This window comes from Rhizobium sp. IY2 (genome assembly GCF_047532935.1).
Lineage (GTDB): Bacteria > Pseudomonadota > Alphaproteobacteria > Rhizobiales > Rhizobiaceae > Rhizobium > Rhizobium anhuiense.
On sequence record NZ_JBLKNU010000001.1, the window covers coordinates 1,536,118 to 1,552,383 of the forward strand.

Annotated in this window: 17 protein-coding genes; 4 read left to right on the plus strand and 13 right to left on the minus strand. The window is 59.8% G+C overall.

What is annotated here, in order from left to right:
• Positions 1–137: 137 nt before the first annotated feature.
• From rseP to ACMUVN_RS07555, 8 genes are all read right to left on the minus strand, one after another.
• Positions 138–1,271 (minus strand): RIP metalloprotease RseP, encoded by a 1,134-nt coding sequence (gene rseP, locus ACMUVN_RS07520; protein WP_047614964.1) that lies wholly within the window; start codon positions 1,269–1,271, stop codon positions 138–140.
• Between the two features lie 28 nt (positions 1,272–1,299).
• Entirely contained in the window at positions 1,300–2,130 is an 831-nt protein-coding gene (locus tag ACMUVN_RS07525; protein ID WP_097623115.1) for a phosphatidate cytidylyltransferase, read from the minus strand.
• A complete protein-coding gene (locus ACMUVN_RS07530) occupies positions 2,130–2,873 on the minus strand; it encodes an isoprenyl transferase (RefSeq protein WP_028757646.1) in 744 nt (247 codons plus the stop codon). The genes ACMUVN_RS07525 and ACMUVN_RS07530 overlap by 1 nt, the downstream gene beginning before the upstream one ends.
• 37 nt (positions 2,874–2,910) lie before the next feature.
• The gene (gene frr, locus ACMUVN_RS07535; protein WP_028757647.1) at positions 2,911–3,471 is read right to left on the minus strand and encodes a ribosome recycling factor; all 561 of its coding nucleotides are present in this window, start codon (positions 3,469–3,471) and stop codon (positions 2,911–2,913) included.
• Between the two features lie 268 nt (positions 3,472–3,739).
• Complete coding sequence (gene pyrH, locus ACMUVN_RS07540) at positions 3,740–4,462, minus strand: UMP kinase (RefSeq protein WP_047614960.1); 723 nt, start codon at positions 4,460–4,462, stop codon at positions 3,740–3,742.
• 95 nt (positions 4,463–4,557) lie between these two features.
• A complete protein-coding gene (tsf, locus tag ACMUVN_RS07545; RefSeq protein ID WP_047614958.1) occupies positions 4,558–5,484 on the minus strand; it encodes a translation elongation factor Ts in 927 nt (308 codons plus the stop codon).
• 241 nt (positions 5,485–5,725) lie between these two features.
• Positions 5,726–6,493, minus strand: coding sequence for a 30S ribosomal protein S2 (gene rpsB / locus ACMUVN_RS07550; RefSeq protein WP_003573382.1), 768 nt, complete (start codon positions 6,491–6,493; stop codon positions 5,726–5,728).
• Positions 6,494–6,903: 410 nt separating this feature from the next.
• The gene (locus ACMUVN_RS07555) at positions 6,904–7,740 is read right to left on the minus strand and encodes a cell envelope integrity EipB family protein (protein WP_047614955.1); all 837 of its coding nucleotides are present in this window, start codon (positions 7,738–7,740) and stop codon (positions 6,904–6,906) included.
• Positions 7,741–7,876: 136 nt separating this feature from the next.
• Between ACMUVN_RS07555 and ACMUVN_RS07560 the strand changes: the two genes are divergently transcribed.
• From ACMUVN_RS07560 to ACMUVN_RS07575, 4 genes are all read left to right on the plus strand, one after another.
• On the plus strand, positions 7,877–8,347 hold the full coding sequence (locus tag ACMUVN_RS07560; RefSeq protein WP_047614954.1) for a RidA family protein: 471 nt from the start codon (positions 7,877–7,879) through the stop codon (positions 8,345–8,347).
• Positions 8,344–9,066, plus strand: coding sequence for a glycerophosphodiester phosphodiesterase (locus ACMUVN_RS07565; protein ID WP_047614952.1), 723 nt, complete (start codon positions 8,344–8,346; stop codon positions 9,064–9,066). Before ACMUVN_RS07560 ends, ACMUVN_RS07565 begins: the two co-directional genes overlap by 4 nt.
• Before the next feature lie 180 nt (positions 9,067–9,246).
• A complete protein-coding gene (locus ACMUVN_RS07570; RefSeq protein WP_047614950.1) occupies positions 9,247–10,437 on the plus strand; it encodes a GNAT family N-acetyltransferase in 1,191 nt (396 codons plus the stop codon).
• 153 nt (positions 10,438–10,590) lie between these two features.
• A complete protein-coding gene (locus ACMUVN_RS07575) occupies positions 10,591–11,022 on the plus strand; it encodes an HIT family protein (RefSeq protein WP_168332841.1) in 432 nt (143 codons plus the stop codon).
• 79 nt (positions 11,023–11,101) lie between these two features.
• Here the strand turns inward: ACMUVN_RS07575 and clpA are convergent, their stop codons facing one another.
• The 5 genes from clpA to cysE form a co-directional block, all read right to left on the minus strand.
• Positions 11,102–13,594 (minus strand): ATP-dependent Clp protease ATP-binding subunit ClpA, encoded by a 2,493-nt coding sequence (gene clpA, locus ACMUVN_RS07580; protein WP_097594576.1) that lies wholly within the window; start codon positions 13,592–13,594, stop codon positions 11,102–11,104.
• Between the two features lie 10 nt (positions 13,595–13,604).
• Positions 13,605–13,955 carry an ATP-dependent Clp protease adapter ClpS gene (clpS, locus tag ACMUVN_RS07585; RefSeq protein WP_063475503.1) on the minus strand — a complete coding sequence of 117 codons (351 nt, stop codon included), beginning with the start codon at positions 13,953–13,955 and terminating at the stop codon, positions 13,605–13,607.
• 379 nt (positions 13,956–14,334) lie between these two features.
• Positions 14,335–14,706: a phasin family protein gene (locus tag ACMUVN_RS07590; RefSeq protein WP_047614944.1), complete on the minus strand. Its 372-nt coding sequence runs from the start codon at positions 14,704–14,706 to the stop codon at positions 14,335–14,337.
• 272 nt (positions 14,707–14,978) lie between these two features.
• Positions 14,979–15,182, minus strand: a complete 204-nt coding sequence (locus ACMUVN_RS07595) for a DUF3126 family protein (RefSeq protein WP_010021897.1) — start codon at positions 15,180–15,182, stop codon at positions 14,979–14,981.
• A gap of 139 nt (positions 15,183–15,321) precedes the next feature.
• Positions 15,322–16,155, minus strand: a complete 834-nt coding sequence (gene cysE / locus ACMUVN_RS07600) for a serine O-acetyltransferase (protein ID WP_047614921.1) — start codon at positions 16,153–16,155, stop codon at positions 15,322–15,324.
• Between the last annotated feature and the right edge of the window lie 111 nt (positions 16,156–16,266).

Here is a 16,266-nt window from a genome sequence, read left to right on the forward strand (position 1 = left end):
TGTGTCGTTTTACCCGCTTTTGACATACAAGCAAGCGAGGTCGTTAATTTCTGTTTACTTCATTTGCAAGCGTGACCCATTCGCCACTACAGCCTTGAAACATCGTAAATAAACAGTAATTCCCTCGCCTTGCTCGTTTACCCTCTGATCGAGCCGATGTCGTTCCAGGTCGTGAAAACCATTAATGTCAATATCATTGCCAAGCCGATGCGAAATGCAATTTCCTGAGCCGTGGAGCCCAGCGGCTTCCCCCTCACCGCTTCCACCGCATAGAACATCAGGTGGCCGCCATCAAGTACCGGAACCGGCATCAGGTTAAGCAATCCTATCGAAACCGAAAGCATTGCCGCAAGCTGCAGCACCGCGCCTATGCCAAGCGTAGCCATCTGGCCCGAAGCTTGCGCCACGCGGATCGGCCCACCCAGTTGGTCGGCCCGCATCGTTCCGGCGAAGATGTTGCCGATATATTTGAAAGTGCCGGTGACGATGTCGCGAGTCTGGATCACGCCCTCCTGCAGCGCCTCGAGAGGCGTATAGGTCTTCAGGCGGAAGTTGCCAGCCTGCTGATTGGTGACGATGCCGATCTGGCCCAGCTCGATCTTGTTGCCGAACTGGTCGGTCTGGTCGGTGCGTTGCGGCACCATCGGCAGATCGAGCTTCTCGCCGCCACGCTCGATCGTCACGACGATCTTCTGGCTCGGGCGGATGCTGACATAGCGGCGCACGTCGTCGAAGGTCTCGACCTTGTTGCCGTCGATGGCGACCAGCAGGTCGCCGGGAAGGATGCCGGCGGCAGCAGCGGCGCCATCCGGCTTGACCTCGGCAACGACAGGATCGGCGATCATGCGGCCATAGACAGAAAAAAGAACGGTGAAGATGGCGATCGCCAGCAGAAAATTGGCGATCGGGCCGGCTGCGACGGTGGCAGCGCGCTTCCAGAGCTTGGCGCCGGCAAAGGAGCGCGCCCTGTCTTCCTCGGACATGGCGGCGAGTTTGTCGGCGTCTGGCTTGCTCGAGGCGTCTTCGTCGCCGAAGAACCGGACATAACCGCCCAGCGGGATCACCGAAATCTTCCAGCGTGTTCCGTGGCGGTCGGTGAAGCCGAAGATCTCCGGACCGAAGCCGACGGAAAAGGCAAGGATGCGAATGCCGCTCCAGCGCCCGACGAGATAGTGGCCCATCTCATGCACGAAGACGAGCAGCGAGAGCACGAGGATGAAGGTGACGATATTCCCCATCAAGAATCCGTATATGCCGGTCACCGTTTCCATGAGTCCCTTCCGTCAAGCTGCCGCGTCATCAGAGGCCGAACAATGCCGCGCCGAGCGAGGTCATCTCAGCCCCCTTTATCAGGGAAAAAAGCCCAGCTAGCAAGAACGCCGAAAAACAGGCAAAAATCAGTCCGTCGACACGGTCCATGACGCCGCCATGGCCCGGAATGAGATGGCTTGAATCCTTGACGCCGAATTTCCGTTTGATGAAAGATTCGAAAAGATCGCCCGACTGGCTGCAAACCGACAGAACCAGCGCTACGCCGGCGGCGATGATTTCAGCGCCCGGAAGGAGAAAATGGACGAGAACGACGCCGGCAGCGACGGCTGAAACGGCGCCGCCGATTGCGCCCGACCACGTCTTTCCAGGCGAGATCGAAGGGGCAAGCTTCGGTCCGCCGAGCGCCCTGCCGACGAAATAGGCGAGGATATCGGTTGCCCAGACGACGGCAAAGACGAAGAGCATGGCATAAAGGCCAGGCCGGTCATCGCTTCTGATCGCGGCGAGCGCCAGGCCGGTGGCGCCGGCATAAAACAGGCCAGCCGGAAACCAGCGGCTCGTGCCGTGCAGGATGATCAGGGCGATGCCGACGGCGGTGACGCCGGCCAGCATCCCGGCGGCGAATTCGAAATTGCCGACAAGCACGAGAAAGGCGACTGCCGCCTCGCCGATCCAGCCGACGGCATTGGCGACCCAATCACGCGCGATGCCTGTTATTTTCGACCATTCATAATAGATCAGCAGGCCGATCGCGGCCGCCAGGATACGGAAGGCAAGACCGCCATACCAGGTGGCGGCAAGAACGATGACCGCAAGAATCAGTCCTGAAACGATGCGGAGCTTCAATTCCCTCTGCATCAGGTGCCGACCGCGGCTGCCTGCGACGACAGGCCGCCGAAGCGCCGGTCACGAGAGGCGAATTTCTCGAGCGCCTGGCGGAAGATCTCGGGGCTGAAATCCGGCCAGTATTCCGGAAGGAAGATGAATTCAGAATAGGCGGCCTGCCAGAGCAGGAAGTTGGAAAGCCGCTCCTCGCCGCTGGTGCGGATGATAAGATCCGGATCGGGGATGCCTGCCGTGTCGAGACGGGCGTTGATGAGCGCGGGGGTGATGTCCTGCGCCCTCAGGCAGCCGGCCTCGACATCCCGGGCCAAACTCACCACGGCGCGGGCGATCTCGTCGCGCGAGCCATAGTTGAAAGCGATGACCAGCGTCAGCGCCGTGTTGTCCTTGGTCGTTTCCTCCGCCTCGAGCAGCAGACCGAGAATGTCGCTGCGCAGGCTGTGGCGGTCGCCGATCACCTTGATGCGCACATTCTGGCGATGAAGCTCGGCGAGGTCGCGCCGAATGAAAGCCTTGAGCAGGCCGAGCAGATCGGAAACCTCGGCCTCGGGCCGGCGCCAGTTCTCCGAGGAGAAGGCAAAGAGGGTCAGATATTTTATACCGACGGCACCGGCGGCGCGCACTGTCTCGCGGACCGCCTCGACGCCCTTGCGATGGCCCATCGTGCGCGGCAGGCCACGCTGCTTGGCCCAACGGCCATTGCCGTCCATGATGATGGCAACATGCTCAGGCACGGTCACAAATACAGATTCCGACATTTCCCGTCCGGTCTTTCCAGGCAAAGGCACAGATCCACTAGACCTGCATGATTTCCTTTTCCTTCTCGCCAAGCAAGCGGTCGATTTCGGAAATCGTCTCGTCCGTCATCTTCTGTACACGTTCCGACTGCGCCCTGCTCTCGTCCTGGCCGATTACACCATCCTTTTCGGCCTTCTTGAGGCCGTCCATGCCGTCGCGGCGGACGTGGCGAATCGCGACCTTGCTCTTTTCAGCATAGTCGTGAGCCACCTTGACGAGCGACTTGCGGCGCTCCTCGTTCAGCTCCGGCAGCGGAATGCGCAGGTTCTGGCCGTCGACGATCGGGTTGAGACCGAGATTGGATTCGCGAATACCGCGCTCGACGGCGCTGACCATCGACTTGTCCCAGACAGAAACCGACAGCATGCGCGGCTCGGGCACGGTGATGTTGGCGACCTGGTTCAGCGGCATGCGCGAACCGTAGGCCTCGATCGTTACCGGATCGAGGATGTTGGCCGAAGCCCGGCCGGTGCGCAGCGATGCGATGTCGCTCTTGAATGCGGAAACCGCGCCATCCATGCGGCGCTTCAGTTCCTTGATGTCGATACCTTCACTCATGTCGATGCTCCCGTATAAAGCGCGTCGCGATCTTTCAGATTCGCTTGCCGCGCTTTAGGTCTTTGGTTTGCGCATGCCGTCATCGCAAAACCGCTGCACACTTTTGCGCGACATGCTCTAGAGCATGATGCCGAAAAGCGTCAGCGGCTTTCGGACGACATCATGCTCTAACTATTTAATGTAGAACATGATTCAGATTTCAGGCCAACCGGCCTAAAATCATCATGTTCTAGCCAGGGCTGCGCCTGATAAAGCGGCGCAGCTTATATCAGTTGTCGGAGACGATGGTCTTGAGGCCACCGCCCGTCAAGATTTCAGCAAAACCGCCCTTCTCGTGGATCGAGAAGACGATAATCGGAATGGAATTCTCCCTGGCGAGCGCCACGGCGGCAACGTCCATCACCGCTAGTCCCCTGTCCAGCACTTCCTGGTGCGTCAGGCGGTCGAGGCGGGTCGCATCGGGATATTTCTTCGGGTCGGCGGTGTAGATCCCGTCCACCTGCGTGCCCTTGAAGATCGCTTGTGCGCCCATTTCGGCGGCGCGGAGAGCTGCGGCAGAATCGGTGGTGAAGAAGGGATTGCCGGTGCCGCCGGCAAAGATCACCACGCGTCCCATCGACAGATGATAAAGGGTTGCACGCTGCGAAAAGCTCTCGCAGATCTCCGGCATGGAGATGGCGGAAAGCACCACCGTATCGATGTTCAGCTTGCGCAGCGAGGTCGCCAGCGCCAGAGCATTGATGATGGTGCCGAGCATGCCCATATGGTCGCCGGTGACCCGGTCGCCGCCCTTGGACGCTACCGCGACACCGCGGAAAATGTTGCCGCCACCGACGACGACGCCGACTTCCACGCCCATATGCCTTGCCTCGGCGATGTCAGATGCAATGCGGTCCGCCACCGCGACATCGATCCCGAAACCCTGGCCACCCATGAGCGCTTCGCCGGAGGCCTTGAGTAGAACGCGTTTATAGACAGGCTCTAAAGACATCTTGGCTCCTCGTAAATTGCCGTGAATGCCCGATACACGAAGGGCATCGCGTTGTCACGCGATGCCCTGGTGTTTTCCCAATTATGGCTGGAAGATCAACCCTTGACGGCAGCCGCAACTTCGGCTGCGAAATCGGTCTCTTCCTTTTCGACGCCTTCGCCGAGCAGAAGACGGGCCATGCCGGCGACTTCGATCGGCGCGCCAACGGCCTTTTCAGCTTCCTTGATGGCGGCTGCGACGGTCAGATCCGGATTGATGACGAAAGCCTGCGAGAGAAGGGCGACTTCCTCGAAGAACTTGCGCATACGGCCTTCGACCATCTTCTCGATGATGTTGTCAGGCTTGCCGGAAGCGCGCGACTGCTCGATGAAGACGTTGCGCTCGCGCTCGGCGACGGCGGCATCGACTTCTTCCGGGCGGATCGCCAGCGGCGCGGTCGCAGCGATGTGCATGGCGACCTGGCGGCCGATTGCGTTCAGGGCTTCCTTGTCGCCGGTCGACTTCAGCGCCACGAGAACGCCGAGCTTGCCGAGGCCGTCGGAAACAGCATTGTGGATATAGGTGGCGACGACGCCGTCCTCGACGGAGAGAGCGGTCGAACGGCGCAGGTTCATGTTCTCGCCGATCGTTGCGATCGCATCCTTGATCGTGTCGGAAACGGACTTGCCCGATGCCGGGTAGGTCGCAGCCGCAACGGCTTCGACGGTACCGTCTGTGGAGACGGCGACCTTGGCGATGCCGCGGACGAGATCCTGGAAGGCGTCGTTACGGGCGACGAAGTCGGTTTCGGAATTGACTTCGACGACGACGGCCTTGGTGCCCTGGCTCGAAACGCCGATGAGGCCTTCAGCGGCGGTGCGGCCGGACTTCTTGTCGGCCTTGGCGATGCCCTTGGCGCGCAGCCAGTCGATCGCCGCTTCCATGTCGCCACCGGTTTCAGCAAGAGCCTTCTTGCAGTCCATCATGCCTGCGCCGGTCTTTTCGCGCAGTTCCTTCACCATTGCAGCCGTAATCTCGCTCATTAGCTTCCTCTTGTCGGTTCATACGGTGGGCCGCAGAGCGCGGCTCGGCACCGGATTGAGGCACGAAATGTACCTGTATGTATGACAGCGTGATGAAGACGCGCCATACCGAAACTTAGTCTGGCGAAGAGCCTGACGCCCTCGCCCTGAAACAGGCAAGGCCGCCGAACTTCGATGAGTCGCGAGCGGCCTTTCCCAGTCTCTGTAAGCTTTGGCGGAGCTTTCGATCCGCCCGCCTTCATCAGCCTTCGGCTGCTTCCTCGAGAGCCGGCTCGACCGGAACCTCGGAGGATGCGCCGAGATCGCGGCCGGAAGAGCTCTGCTGACGCGCAATACCGTCGATGGCGGCGCGGGAGATCAGCTCGCAGTAAAGAGCGATGGCGCGCGATGCGTCGTCGTTACCCGGGATCGGATAGTCGATCAGGTCCGGATCGCAGTTCGAGTCGATGATGGCGACAACCGGGATGCCGAGGCGCTTGGCTTCGTCGATCGCGATCTTTTCCTTGTTGGTGTCGATGATGAACATCAGGTCGGGGGTGCCGCCCATATCGCGGATACCGCCGAGAGCCTTGTCGAGCTTTTCACGCTCGCGCTCGAGGTTCAGGCGTTCCTTCTTGGTGAAGCCCTGGGCTTCGCCGTTCAGGATCTCGTCGAGCTTGCGCAGGCGCTGGATCGAGTTGGAGATCGTCTTCCAGTTCGTCATCATGCCGCCGAGCCAGCGCGAGTTGACGTAATACTGGGCCGAACGCTTGGCGCTGTCGGCGATGATCTCAGACGCCTGGCGCTTGGTGCCGACGAAGAGAACGCGGCCGCCGCGGGCAACGGTGTCGCTGACGACCTGAAGGGCGCGCGACAGCATCGGAACGGTCTGGGCCAGATCGATGATGTGAATGTTGTTGCGATCGCCGAAGATGTACGGCTTCATCTTCGGGTTCCAGCGATGCGTCTGGTGGCCGAAGTGGACGCCTGCCTCGAGAAGCTGGCGCATAGAAAAATCAGGCAATGCCATGCCTTGTTACTCCTTTTCCGGTTGAACCTCCGCAAGGCGAACAGCACCCTCTTCGAGAATGCCACCGGCGGAACAGCCCGGATTTCTCCCGGACGATCCCATGCCTTACGTGTGGAATGCCGGTGCCCATACATTCGATTTGGCGCAAAAGCAAGGCTTATGCCGAAAAAACCGACCCATTAACCCGGCACCGCGTATCGATGCGGGAAAAAATGAAAAGGATAACCGTCGGCTTCTGCGAACGCCGCGGTTCAACTCGCCAGCGCGAGACCTGCGACAGACATCAATTTGGATGCAGGTGCCCTGCCAACAGCCTGCTGCAAGGATCGCATCACCTTGCAGATCAGGGCGGTGCGTGGACGATTTAATCGTCCCGGATCGCCCGACCGTGGTTTTTCAAAAGCCTGCGTCTACTTGCAGACCTCGGCCTTGCGTTCGAGCAACTCCAGCTTGGCAAGCTTGCCGGTCAGGACGAAATCGCCGTAATCCATCGTCAGGTCGCGGGTGATGCCGTTCTCATAGAGCTTGAACGACATGCGGTAGACCGGCAAAGCATCCGATTTCGCATTCTCGTTGAAATAGGCGATCGTCACCGGCCAGAAGGCGGTCTTGGAGAAGGCGCCGGCATTGCCGGCATCGGCCTCCTCGGCAATCGGCGTCTCCTGCTTGCCGACGATCGTCGTCGTCACCAGCGATTTGTCGCCGTCATCGGAACCGTCGAAGACGCGCGCCTCGAAGAAGCGCTTGCCGTCCTTGGCGTTCTGGATGACGTCGAGCATGTGTTCCGTGGGAAAACGGCTTTCGGCAAGCTGCAGTTCGCGGCTCGACGGCTGCTTGAGATCGACCTTGACACCGTCGGGCTGATCCTGCGCGGCACCGTTGACCTCCTTATCGAGCTGGTCGTCGGTGAAGGATTTGGTGTCGAAGGTGAACTTGCCATCCTTCAGGTTCTCGAAGGTCTTCGTCTGCTGGTCGCTGACGCGCACGCTGTCGCCGGTATCGATCTGCGTGACGAAGCGGAAGTTGGTCGTGAAGCCCTGGCAATAGCTGCCGTCGAACTCATAGACCATGCGACCATACATGCCGGCGATGCCGGAGCGGTCCGAAGCGTCCTTCAATTCCAGATCGTAGACCGCGCGATGTGCGACGAGGCCGGTCGCGATCGCAGCGCTTACCGCGGGCGCAGCCGCCCATGCATTGGCGGAAACGCTGGCGAGAAGCAGAGCGACAAGACTCGATCGGAACATTCATTAACTCCTGTTGGACTCGGTCGCGATGTTATAAGAACGCTTTCGGCCAAATCGAGGCTCGAACCTGTCATATTAAAGATTCTAGTCTTGATGCATAATTTTTGAAGAATTGACAACAAAAGCGGAGACGAAAATGTCCGATGAAATTGCTGCACGCCTGACTGAGATGGGGATAACCCTGCCCGAAGCCGCAGCACCTGCTGCAAATTACGTTCCCTATGTCATCAGCGGCAATCTTCTCTACATCTCCGGCCAGCTGCCGCTCGAAGGCGGCAAGGTCGCCGTCACGGGCCATCTCGGCAAGACCGTCGACGTTGCGGGCGGCCAGCGCGGCGCCGAACTCTGCGCCATCAACATCCTCGCCCAGGCGAAGGCGGCACTTGGCGGCGATCTCGGCCGTATCCGGCGCGTCATCAAACTGAATGGCTTCGTCGCCTCGGCGCCCGACTTCGTCGAGCAGCATCTCGTCATCAACGGCGCTTCGAACCTGATTGCCGGCGTACTCGGCGAGGCCGGCAAACATGCGCGCGCCGCCGTCGGCATGGCTGCCCTGCCGCTGAACGCCGCCGTCGAGATAGATGCTATCATGGAAATCGCCGAATGACCACCAATGCTGCCTGGATCAAGGACGTGCCGGTCGCCCATCGCGGCTATCACGACCTCAACAAGCATGTCTGGGAAAACACGCTTTCGGCCTTTTCGCGTGCCGTCGAAGCGGGCTTTGCGATCGAATGCGACCTGCATTACGCCTCCGACGGCGTGCCGGTCATCTTTCACGACGAGGACCTGCAGCGCCTGTGCAATCTCAACGGCGACATCCGTGAGCGCACGTCGCGGGAGCTTGGCCTGATCGCCGTCGGCGGGACCAGCGACAAGGTGCCGACGTTGCGCCAGCTCCTTGACCTCGTCGAGGGCAAGGTGCCGCTGGTGCTGGAGCTCAAGGGTCGCGAGGCCGATGACGAGGGTTTTGCCGAAGCCGTTCTCGAAGTGCTCGAAAACTATGAGGGCAAGGTGGCGCTGATGAGCTTCGACCACTGGCTGCTGCGCGATCTGAAGGCGCTTGGCTCACCCTACCCGCTCGGGCTGACGGCCAACGGCAACACGCCGGAGGAGTTCAAGACGCATGCGAAGGCGATGGAGATCGGTCTCGATTTCATCTCCTATTATTATGACGAGCTGCCGAATGCCTTCATCACAAGTCAACGCGAAAAGGGCATTCCCGTCATTACCTGGACGGTGCGTGACGAAGAGGCGCGCCGGCGTACATTCGCAAACGCAGACCAGATGACTTTCGAAGGCTTCGATCCGCGCGTGGCGGTTTGACGCTCGCTTTTTGGCCAAGATCATGCGCAAACTGCCACATAATTCCTTAGATCGGAATCGATTTAAGGATAAAATTGTGCAGCAACTCAAAGCGTTACAGCGTCCTTTGCGCGTCTGAAAGACGCGTGGCGCTGTAAGGCAGAGCCGAAACCATCCTCCCACAGGCTTCGCATTTGCTCCATGACTGATGAACTGTCCATTCGCGTAGAACGCTCCTTCACCGCGATTTCCCCGGAGAGCTGGTCCAGGCTTTCCGGGGCCTCGAAGACTTGCGCCACGCTTGCCTACAACCCATTCGTTTCGCACGCCTTTTTGTCGTCGCTGGAGGAATCCGGTTCAGCCAGCGCCGAGACCGGCTGGCTCGGCCACCACCTGCTGCTCGAAACCGATCGCGGCGAGCTGATCGGCGCCCTGCCCGGCTATCTCAAGAACCACAGCCAGGGCGAATATGTCTTCGATCATGGCTGGGCCGACGCCTTCGAACGGGCCGGCGGGCGTTATTACCCCAAACTTCAGTGCTCCATTCCGTTCACGCCGGCGACGGGTCCGCGTCTTCTTGTCGCCGAGGGGCTGCAGCGGCTGCCGATCCAGAGCGCCATCGCCGAAAGTCTGAAGGAGGTCGTGCGCCGGCTCGGCATCTCCTCGGCCCATATCACCTTCGTGCCGGACGAGGAGATCGGCGTTTTCGAGATGGACGGCTATCTGCACCGCACCGACCAGCAATTCCATTTCATCAATGACGGCTATGCCAATCACGAGGCGTTTCTCGAAACGCTCGCCTCGCGCAAACGCAAGGCGTTGCGCAAGGAGCGCCGCGCCGCGCTCGAAAACGGCATCAGCATCGACTGGCTGACCGGCCGCGACCTGACGGAGCGCATCTGGGACCAGTTCTTCAAATTCTACATGGATACCGGCGGCCGCAAATGGGGCCGGCCCTACCTCACCCGCAAATTCTACTCGCTGATCGGCGAGCGCATGGCCGATGACATCCTGCTCGTCATGGCCAAGCGCGACGGGCGTTATGTCGCCGGCGCAATCAACTTCATCGGCGGCGATACACTCTATGGTCGTCACTGGGGCTGCATCGAGGATCATCCCTTCCTGCATTTCGAGGTGTGCTATCACCAGGCGATCGACTTCGCCCTTTCGAAAGGGCTGAAGCGCGTCGAAGCCGGAGCGCAAGGCGAACACAAGCTTGCCCGCGGTTACCTCCCTGTGACGACGCATTCGGCCCACTACGTCGCCCATGCCGGCCTTCGCCGGGCAATCGGCGACTATCTCGCGCGCGAGCGCGCCGATGTCGAGCATATGAGCGAGGTGCTGAGTGAGCACAGTCCTTTCCGCAAGGGCGAGCGCCTGCAGGAGGATTGACGCTGCCCTCCCGGGCGCGTTACCCGATCAACCCCTGCATAACTCCTTAAATCGGAATCGATTTAAGGAGTTATGCAGTAATTTAAAATGCTACAGCGTCCTTAGGGCGTCAGAAAAGACGCGCGGCGCGGTAGGAACCGAGGAGATTTCGCGATGACCGACCCGGCCGACTATGACGACAACAATATCTTCGCCAAAATCCTGCGCGGCGAAATCCCCTCACACCGGATCTACGAGGACGGGCACACGATCGCCTTCATGGATGTGATGCCGCAGGCGCCGGGCCACGTGCTCGTCGTTCCCAAACCGGCGTCGCGCAATATCCTCGATGCCGATCCAGCCACCCTCGCCCATGCGATATCAGTCGTCCAGAAGGTCGCCATTGCGGTTAAGGACGTCTTCGACGCTGACGGCGTCTTCATCGCCCAGTTCAACGAACCGGCCGCCGGGCAAACGGTGTTTCATCTGCATTTCCACGTCATCCCGCGCCATGAGGGTGCTGCGCTCAAGCCGCATTCCGGCAAGATGGAGGATGGCGCCGTACTTGCCGCACATGCCGAAAAGATCAGGGCGGCACTGGCGTAACATCGATCCCTGGCGATGCCCAGAAACGAAAAAGGCCGCGTGTAAGACGCGGCCTTTTCCAATTTGGTGGGACGAAAGCTCACTTCTTGCGCGGAACCTTCGGAACCGTGCTTCCCTTCTTCGGAGCGTCGCGGACTTCAGGCTCGGCCTGCGGCACGGTCTTGGCGCGGGCCTTGGGAGCCGGCTTCGTCTTCAGCTCGCCATCACCCTCATCGCCGGCTTCGGGATGCACGACCTCAGCTTCCGGCTTCGGCTTGATCGGCGCCGTATCCGGAATGGCTTCCAGCACGATGCCGGGCTTGCCGTCTTCCTTCGGGCCGACGGTGACGTTGACGACGCCGCCCTTCTTCAGCTTGCCGAAGAGGATCTCGTTGGCAAGCGGCTTCTTGATCGTGTCCTGGATGACACGGGCAAGCGGGCGGGCGCCCATCTTCTCGTCGTAACCCTTTTCCGAAAGCCAGGCGATCGCGTCCTCATGCAGGTCGAAGGTGACGTTCCTTTCGGAAAGCTGGGCCTCCAGCTGCATGATGAACTTCTGCACGACCTTGTGGATGACGGCCGTCGGCAGCGCCGCGAAGGGAATGATCGCGTCGAGACGGTTGCGGAACTCCGGCGTGAAGAGCCGCGTCAGCGCCTCCTCGTCCTCGCCGGTGCGCTTGGACGAGCCGAAGCCGATCGCCGCCTTGGCCATTTCGGAAGCGCCCGCATTGGTCGTCATGATCAGGATGACGTTGCGGAAGTCGATCTTCTTGCCGTTATGGTCGGTCAGCGTGCCGTGGTCCATGACCTGCAGCAGGATATTGTAGATATCCGGATGCGCCTTCTCGATTTCGTCGAGCAGGACCACGCAATGCGGGTGCTGGTCGACGCCATCGGTGAGAAGACCGCCCTGGTCGAAGCCGACATAGCCGGGAGGTGCGCCGAGCAGACGCGAAACCGTGTGCCGCTCCATATATTCCGACATGTCGAAGCGCAGGAGTTCGACGCCGAGCGACGAGGCCAGCTGCTTTGCCACCTCGGTCTTGCCGACGCCGGTCGGACCGGAGAAGACATAGGCGCCGATCGGCTTGTTCGGTTCGCGAAGACCGGCGCGCGCCAGCTTGATCGACGTCGAAAGAGCTTCGATCGCGATATCCTGGCCATAGACGACCGACCGCAGTTCCTGCTCGAGATTGGCGAGCACGGCTTCGTCGTCCTTGGAGACGGTCTTCGGCGGAATACGCGCCATCGTCGCGACCGTCGCCTCGATCTCCTTTTCAGTGATCAGCTTGCGGCGCTTCGACGGCGGCAGCAGCATCTGGGCCGCACCCGTTTCGTCGATCACGTCGATCGCCTTGTCGGGCAGCTTGCGGTCGGAGATGTAGCGGGCCGACAATTCGACGGCCGACTTGATGGCGTCGTTCGAATAACGCAGATGGTGATACTCTTCGAAATAGGGCTTCAGGCCCTTCATGATTTCGATTGCATCATCGATCGACGGTTCGCTGACGTCGATCTTCTGGAAACGACGCACCAGCGCCCGGTCCTTCTCGAAGAACTGGCGATATTCCTTGTAGGTGGTCGAACCGATGCAGCGGATCGCGCCCGATGACAGGGCCGGCTTCAGGAGGTTCGAGGCATCCATCGCGCCGCCCGAGGTGGCGCCGGCGCCGATCACCGTGTGGATCTCATCGATGAAGAGCACGGCGCCCGGATATTCTTCCAGTTCCTTGACGACCTGCTTCAGGCGTTCTTCGAAATCGCCGCGGTAGCGCGTGCCGGCGAGCAGCGTGCCCATGTCGAGCGAGAAGATCGTCGCATCGGCGAGCGCTTCCGGAACCTTGCCTTCGACGATGCGCTTGGCAAGGCCTTCGGCGATCGCCGTCTTGCCGACGCCGGGATCACCGACGTAGAGCGGATTGTTCTTCGAACGACGGCACAGGATCTGGATGGTGCGGCTCACCTCGGCGTGACGGCCGATCAGCGGATCGATCTTGCCGCCCTTGGCCTTCTCGTTGAGATTGACGCAATAGGCTTTCAGCGCATCCTGCTGCTTCTTGGGGCCGCCCTCTTCTTCGCCGCCGCGCGCCGTCGGCTTGCTGCTTTCGGCTTCGTCCTCGGCGCCGCGCGGCGGGCGAGCCTCCGAAGCGCCAGGCCGCTTGCCGATGCCATGGGAGATGTAGTTGACAGCGTCGTAGCGGGTCATCTCCTGCTCCTGCAGGAAATAGGCAGCATGGCTCTCGCGCTCGGCGAAGATCGCGACGAGCACGTTGGCGCCGGTCACCTCTTCGCGGCCGGAGGATTGCACATGGATGACGGCACGTTGGATGACGCGCTGGAAGCCGGAGGTCGGCTTCGAATCCTCGTCATAACCGGTGATCAGATTGGACAGTTCATTATCGACATATTCGACGAGCGTCTTGCGCAGCGCGTCGAGATCGACATTGCAGGCGCCCATGACCGCGGCCGCATCGGCATCGTCGATCAGGGCGAGCAGCAGATGCTCGAGCGTCGCATATTCGTGGTGCCGCTCGTTGGCAAAGGTCAGTGCCTGATGGAGCGCCTTCTCTAAACTAGGCGAAAATGTTGGCACGTTCAGATCCTCACTTCTTTTCCATGACGCATTGCAGCGGATGCTGGTGCTGCCGGGCGAAGTCCATCACCTGGCTGACCTTCGTTTCCGCTACCTCGTATGTGAATATTCCGCATTCGCCGACGCCGTGGTTATGGACATGGAGCATGATGCGGGTGGCACTTTCACGATCCTTCTGAAAAAAACGCTCCAGAATATGGATGACGAATTCCATGGGAGTGTAGTCGTCATTCAAAAGCAGCACACGATAAAGATTGGGCTTCTTGGTCTTCGGCTTAGTGCGTGTGATGACCGAGGTTCGATTTGCGTTGTCCCCGTTCCTTTCGCTGTCGTTCTGCATCCGGATCGGCGTTGCGATCATTGTCATTCATTCCTCAAGCAATCCGGCGGAGCATGGGAGGGTGCTTTTCCCGCCGAATATCTGAAACACTAACTTAGTTCATAATAGGCTGATTTTAAGCCCCCTGTCAGTCACTGCAATCAAGAAATGGCCGGCATGCACGGGACAGACCAAAAAAGTCCCCAAAGCATGTCGCGCAAACCGTGCAGCGGTTTTGCGGCAACGACATGCCTAAAAACAAAGACCTGAAGCGCGAAGAGCGAATCTAAAAGATTGCCCCGCGCCTTAGCCCATCCCATAGAAGCGCTGCAGCGAAAGTGGAAACAAAAAGACCGGCCACAGATGCGTAGCCGGTCCTCATATTTCAATATGTAGCGCAGGTTGCGCCGGGAGAATCAATTCACGCGGCGGCTGATGTCGCCGCCGGCGCCGACTTGGTGGCCTTGGCGACGGCAGCTGCGATCGGAGCCTCGTAGGGCTTGTAAGCGGACTTGGCGAGATCGGCATACATCTCGCCGAGCTTCGTCGTCTCGGAGACAAGGTTCTCATAGTACGACTTGACATAGCTCGTCTGCAGCTCGAAAGCTGCCTCGAAGCTCTTGGCGCCGGCCAGCGTTTCGAAGTGCGTCACCGCATCCTGGAAGGATTTCTTCGAATATTCAGCGGCTTCGGCGGCGATCGCCTGAAAGCCCTTGGCCGTCTCGGAATAGGTTTTCAGCGCCGTGTCGACGGCTTCCTTGCTCTTTTTGTTGGCATCGTCAAAGTTGAACATGAGGCATCCTCCGTTGGGCTGTGGCTGGCGGCAGGGTAGCTGCAATGCACAAATAGTCAAGTAGTCTTGTGCGCTGCAAAACATCCAAAGGTTGCATTACAAAAAGATAACAAAGCATGCGCGCCGGGGCACGTACGTCTTTAGTTGATTTTGCTAATATATATCACAAAGACACAACCGGAGGCTTTAAAAAAATTTTGACTCGGCAACAAAAAAACAAAAAAAGACCGGGCGGATCGCGCCGCCCGGTCCCTTGAAGTTTTCGAGAACGATCAGAGATCGACGTCGAGGATCGCCATCGAAAAGTTGTAGGAGCGGTCGCCGTCCTCGTCATCGATATAGACGACGCCCAGAAATTCTTCGCCGAGATAGACTTCCGCAGAATCATTCTTGCGCGGACGCGCCTTGACGATGATCTGCGGGTTGAACATGCGTTTGAAATAGGCGTCGAGCTTCTTGATTTCTTCTGGCTTCACTCTGTCATCTCCGTAAGCAGTCTTGATTGGCCGCTTCTTGCACAGGAAAAGCAGCGGTGTAAAGGCAAGGCTTGCCGCTTGGCGATTCTGTCCCCGCTCACACTCCGCCGACTGTTCCTATCCTTTATCCAACAGGCGCTCAGATATCAGCGCCGATTACCTGATCCATGTTGCGCGACGGCTCCGAACAACCGGCTTCGCCGACAACCTTGGCCGGCACGCCCGCGACCGTCTTCTTGGGCGGCACCGCCTTCAATACGACGGAACCGGCCGCGACGCGTGAGCAGTAGCCGATCTCGATATTGCCGAGGATCTTCGCGCCGGCGCCGATCATCACGCCGCTGCCGATCTTCGGATGGCGGTCAGCGCCCTCTTTGCCGGTGCCGCCGAGTGTCACGCCGTGCAGGATCGAGACGTTGTCGCCGATAACGGCCGTCTCGCCGACGACGAGGCCGGTGGCGTGATCGAGGAAAATGCCCTTGCCGATACGGGCGGCGGGATTGATGTCGGTCTGGAAGACGCTGGAGGAGCGGCTCTGCAGATAGAGCGCGAAATCACGCCGGCCGCGGTTCAGCAGCCAATGGGCCAGACGATGCGTCTGCAGCGCGTGGAAGCCCTTGAAATAGAGCACCGCCTCCATGAAGCGCAGGCAGGCGGGATCGCGGTCGTAGATCGCCTGGATATCGACGCGCAGAATGGAGCTCCATTCCGGCCAGTCGAGGAGCATCTCCTCGAAGGTCTGGCGAAGCAGGTTCGCCTGCATGTCGGGGTGATCGAGACGTTCGCAGATGCGGTGGATAACGCATTCCTCGAGCGAATGGTAGTTGATCACCGTCGAATAGAGGAAGGCGGCGAGAACGGGGTCCCGTTCGGCGGCGAGCCGGGCTTCCTCGCGCAGGCTGTCCCAGATGGGATCCATCACCTTCACGGGATGGCCTGTGTCAAAAGCACGGATGTCAGTCTTTGCGACCATCGCCGCTCTCCTCGTTGCCAGCCGGAATGCCGTTTTCGGAATGCCAATATATAGAGGAAAACGCCAATAACATAAATGGGTGCCGTCGCCATGGTTTTTTAGCATGGTTTT

Bases quoted from the DNA above. Each gene is read 5' to 3' on its own strand.
- frr (WP_028757647.1), bottom strand. From the start codon at position 3,471: ATGAGTGAAGGTATCGACATCAAGGAACTGAAGCGCCGCATGGATGGC.
- rseP (WP_047614964.1), bottom strand. From the start codon at position 1,271: ATGGAAACGGTGACCGGCATATACGGATTCTTGATGGGGAATATCGTC.
- ACMUVN_RS07590 (WP_047614944.1), bottom strand. From the start codon at position 14,706: ATGTTCAACTTTGACGATGCCAACAAAAAGAGCAAGGAAGCCGTCGAC.
- cysE (WP_047614921.1), bottom strand. From the start codon at position 16,155: ATGGTCGCAAAGACTGACATCCGTGCTTTTGACACAGGCCATCCCGTG.
- pyrH (WP_047614960.1), bottom strand. From the start codon at position 4,462: ATGTCTTTAGAGCCTGTCTATAAACGCGTTCTACTCAAGGCCTCCGGC.
- ACMUVN_RS07530 (WP_028757646.1), bottom strand. From the start codon at position 2,873: ATGTCGGAATCTGTATTTGTGACCGTGCCTGAGCATGTTGCCATCATC.
- tsf (WP_047614958.1), bottom strand. From the start codon at position 5,484: ATGAGCGAGATTACGGCTGCAATGGTGAAGGAACTGCGCGAAAAGACC.
- ACMUVN_RS07565 (WP_047614952.1), top strand. From the start codon at position 8,344: ATGACCACCAATGCTGCCTGGATCAAGGACGTGCCGGTCGCCCATCGC.
- ACMUVN_RS07560 (WP_047614954.1), top strand. From the start codon at position 7,877: ATGTCCGATGAAATTGCTGCACGCCTGACTGAGATGGGGATAACCCTG.
- rpsB (WP_003573382.1), bottom strand. From the start codon at position 6,493: ATGGCATTGCCTGATTTTTCTATGCGCCAGCTTCTCGAGGCAGGCGTC.
- clpS (WP_063475503.1), bottom strand. From the start codon at position 13,955: ATGATCGCAACGCCGATCCGGATGCAGAACGACAGCGAAAGGAACGGG.
- ACMUVN_RS07575 (WP_168332841.1), top strand. From the start codon at position 10,591: ATGACCGACCCGGCCGACTATGACGACAACAATATCTTCGCCAAAATC.
- ACMUVN_RS07570 (WP_047614950.1), top strand. From the start codon at position 9,247: ATGACTGATGAACTGTCCATTCGCGTAGAACGCTCCTTCACCGCGATT.
- ACMUVN_RS07525 (WP_097623115.1), bottom strand. From the start codon at position 2,130: ATGCAGAGGGAATTGAAGCTCCGCATCGTTTCAGGACTGATTCTTGCG.
- ACMUVN_RS07555 (WP_047614955.1), bottom strand. From the start codon at position 7,740: ATGTTCCGATCGAGTCTTGTCGCTCTGCTTCTCGCCAGCGTTTCCGCC.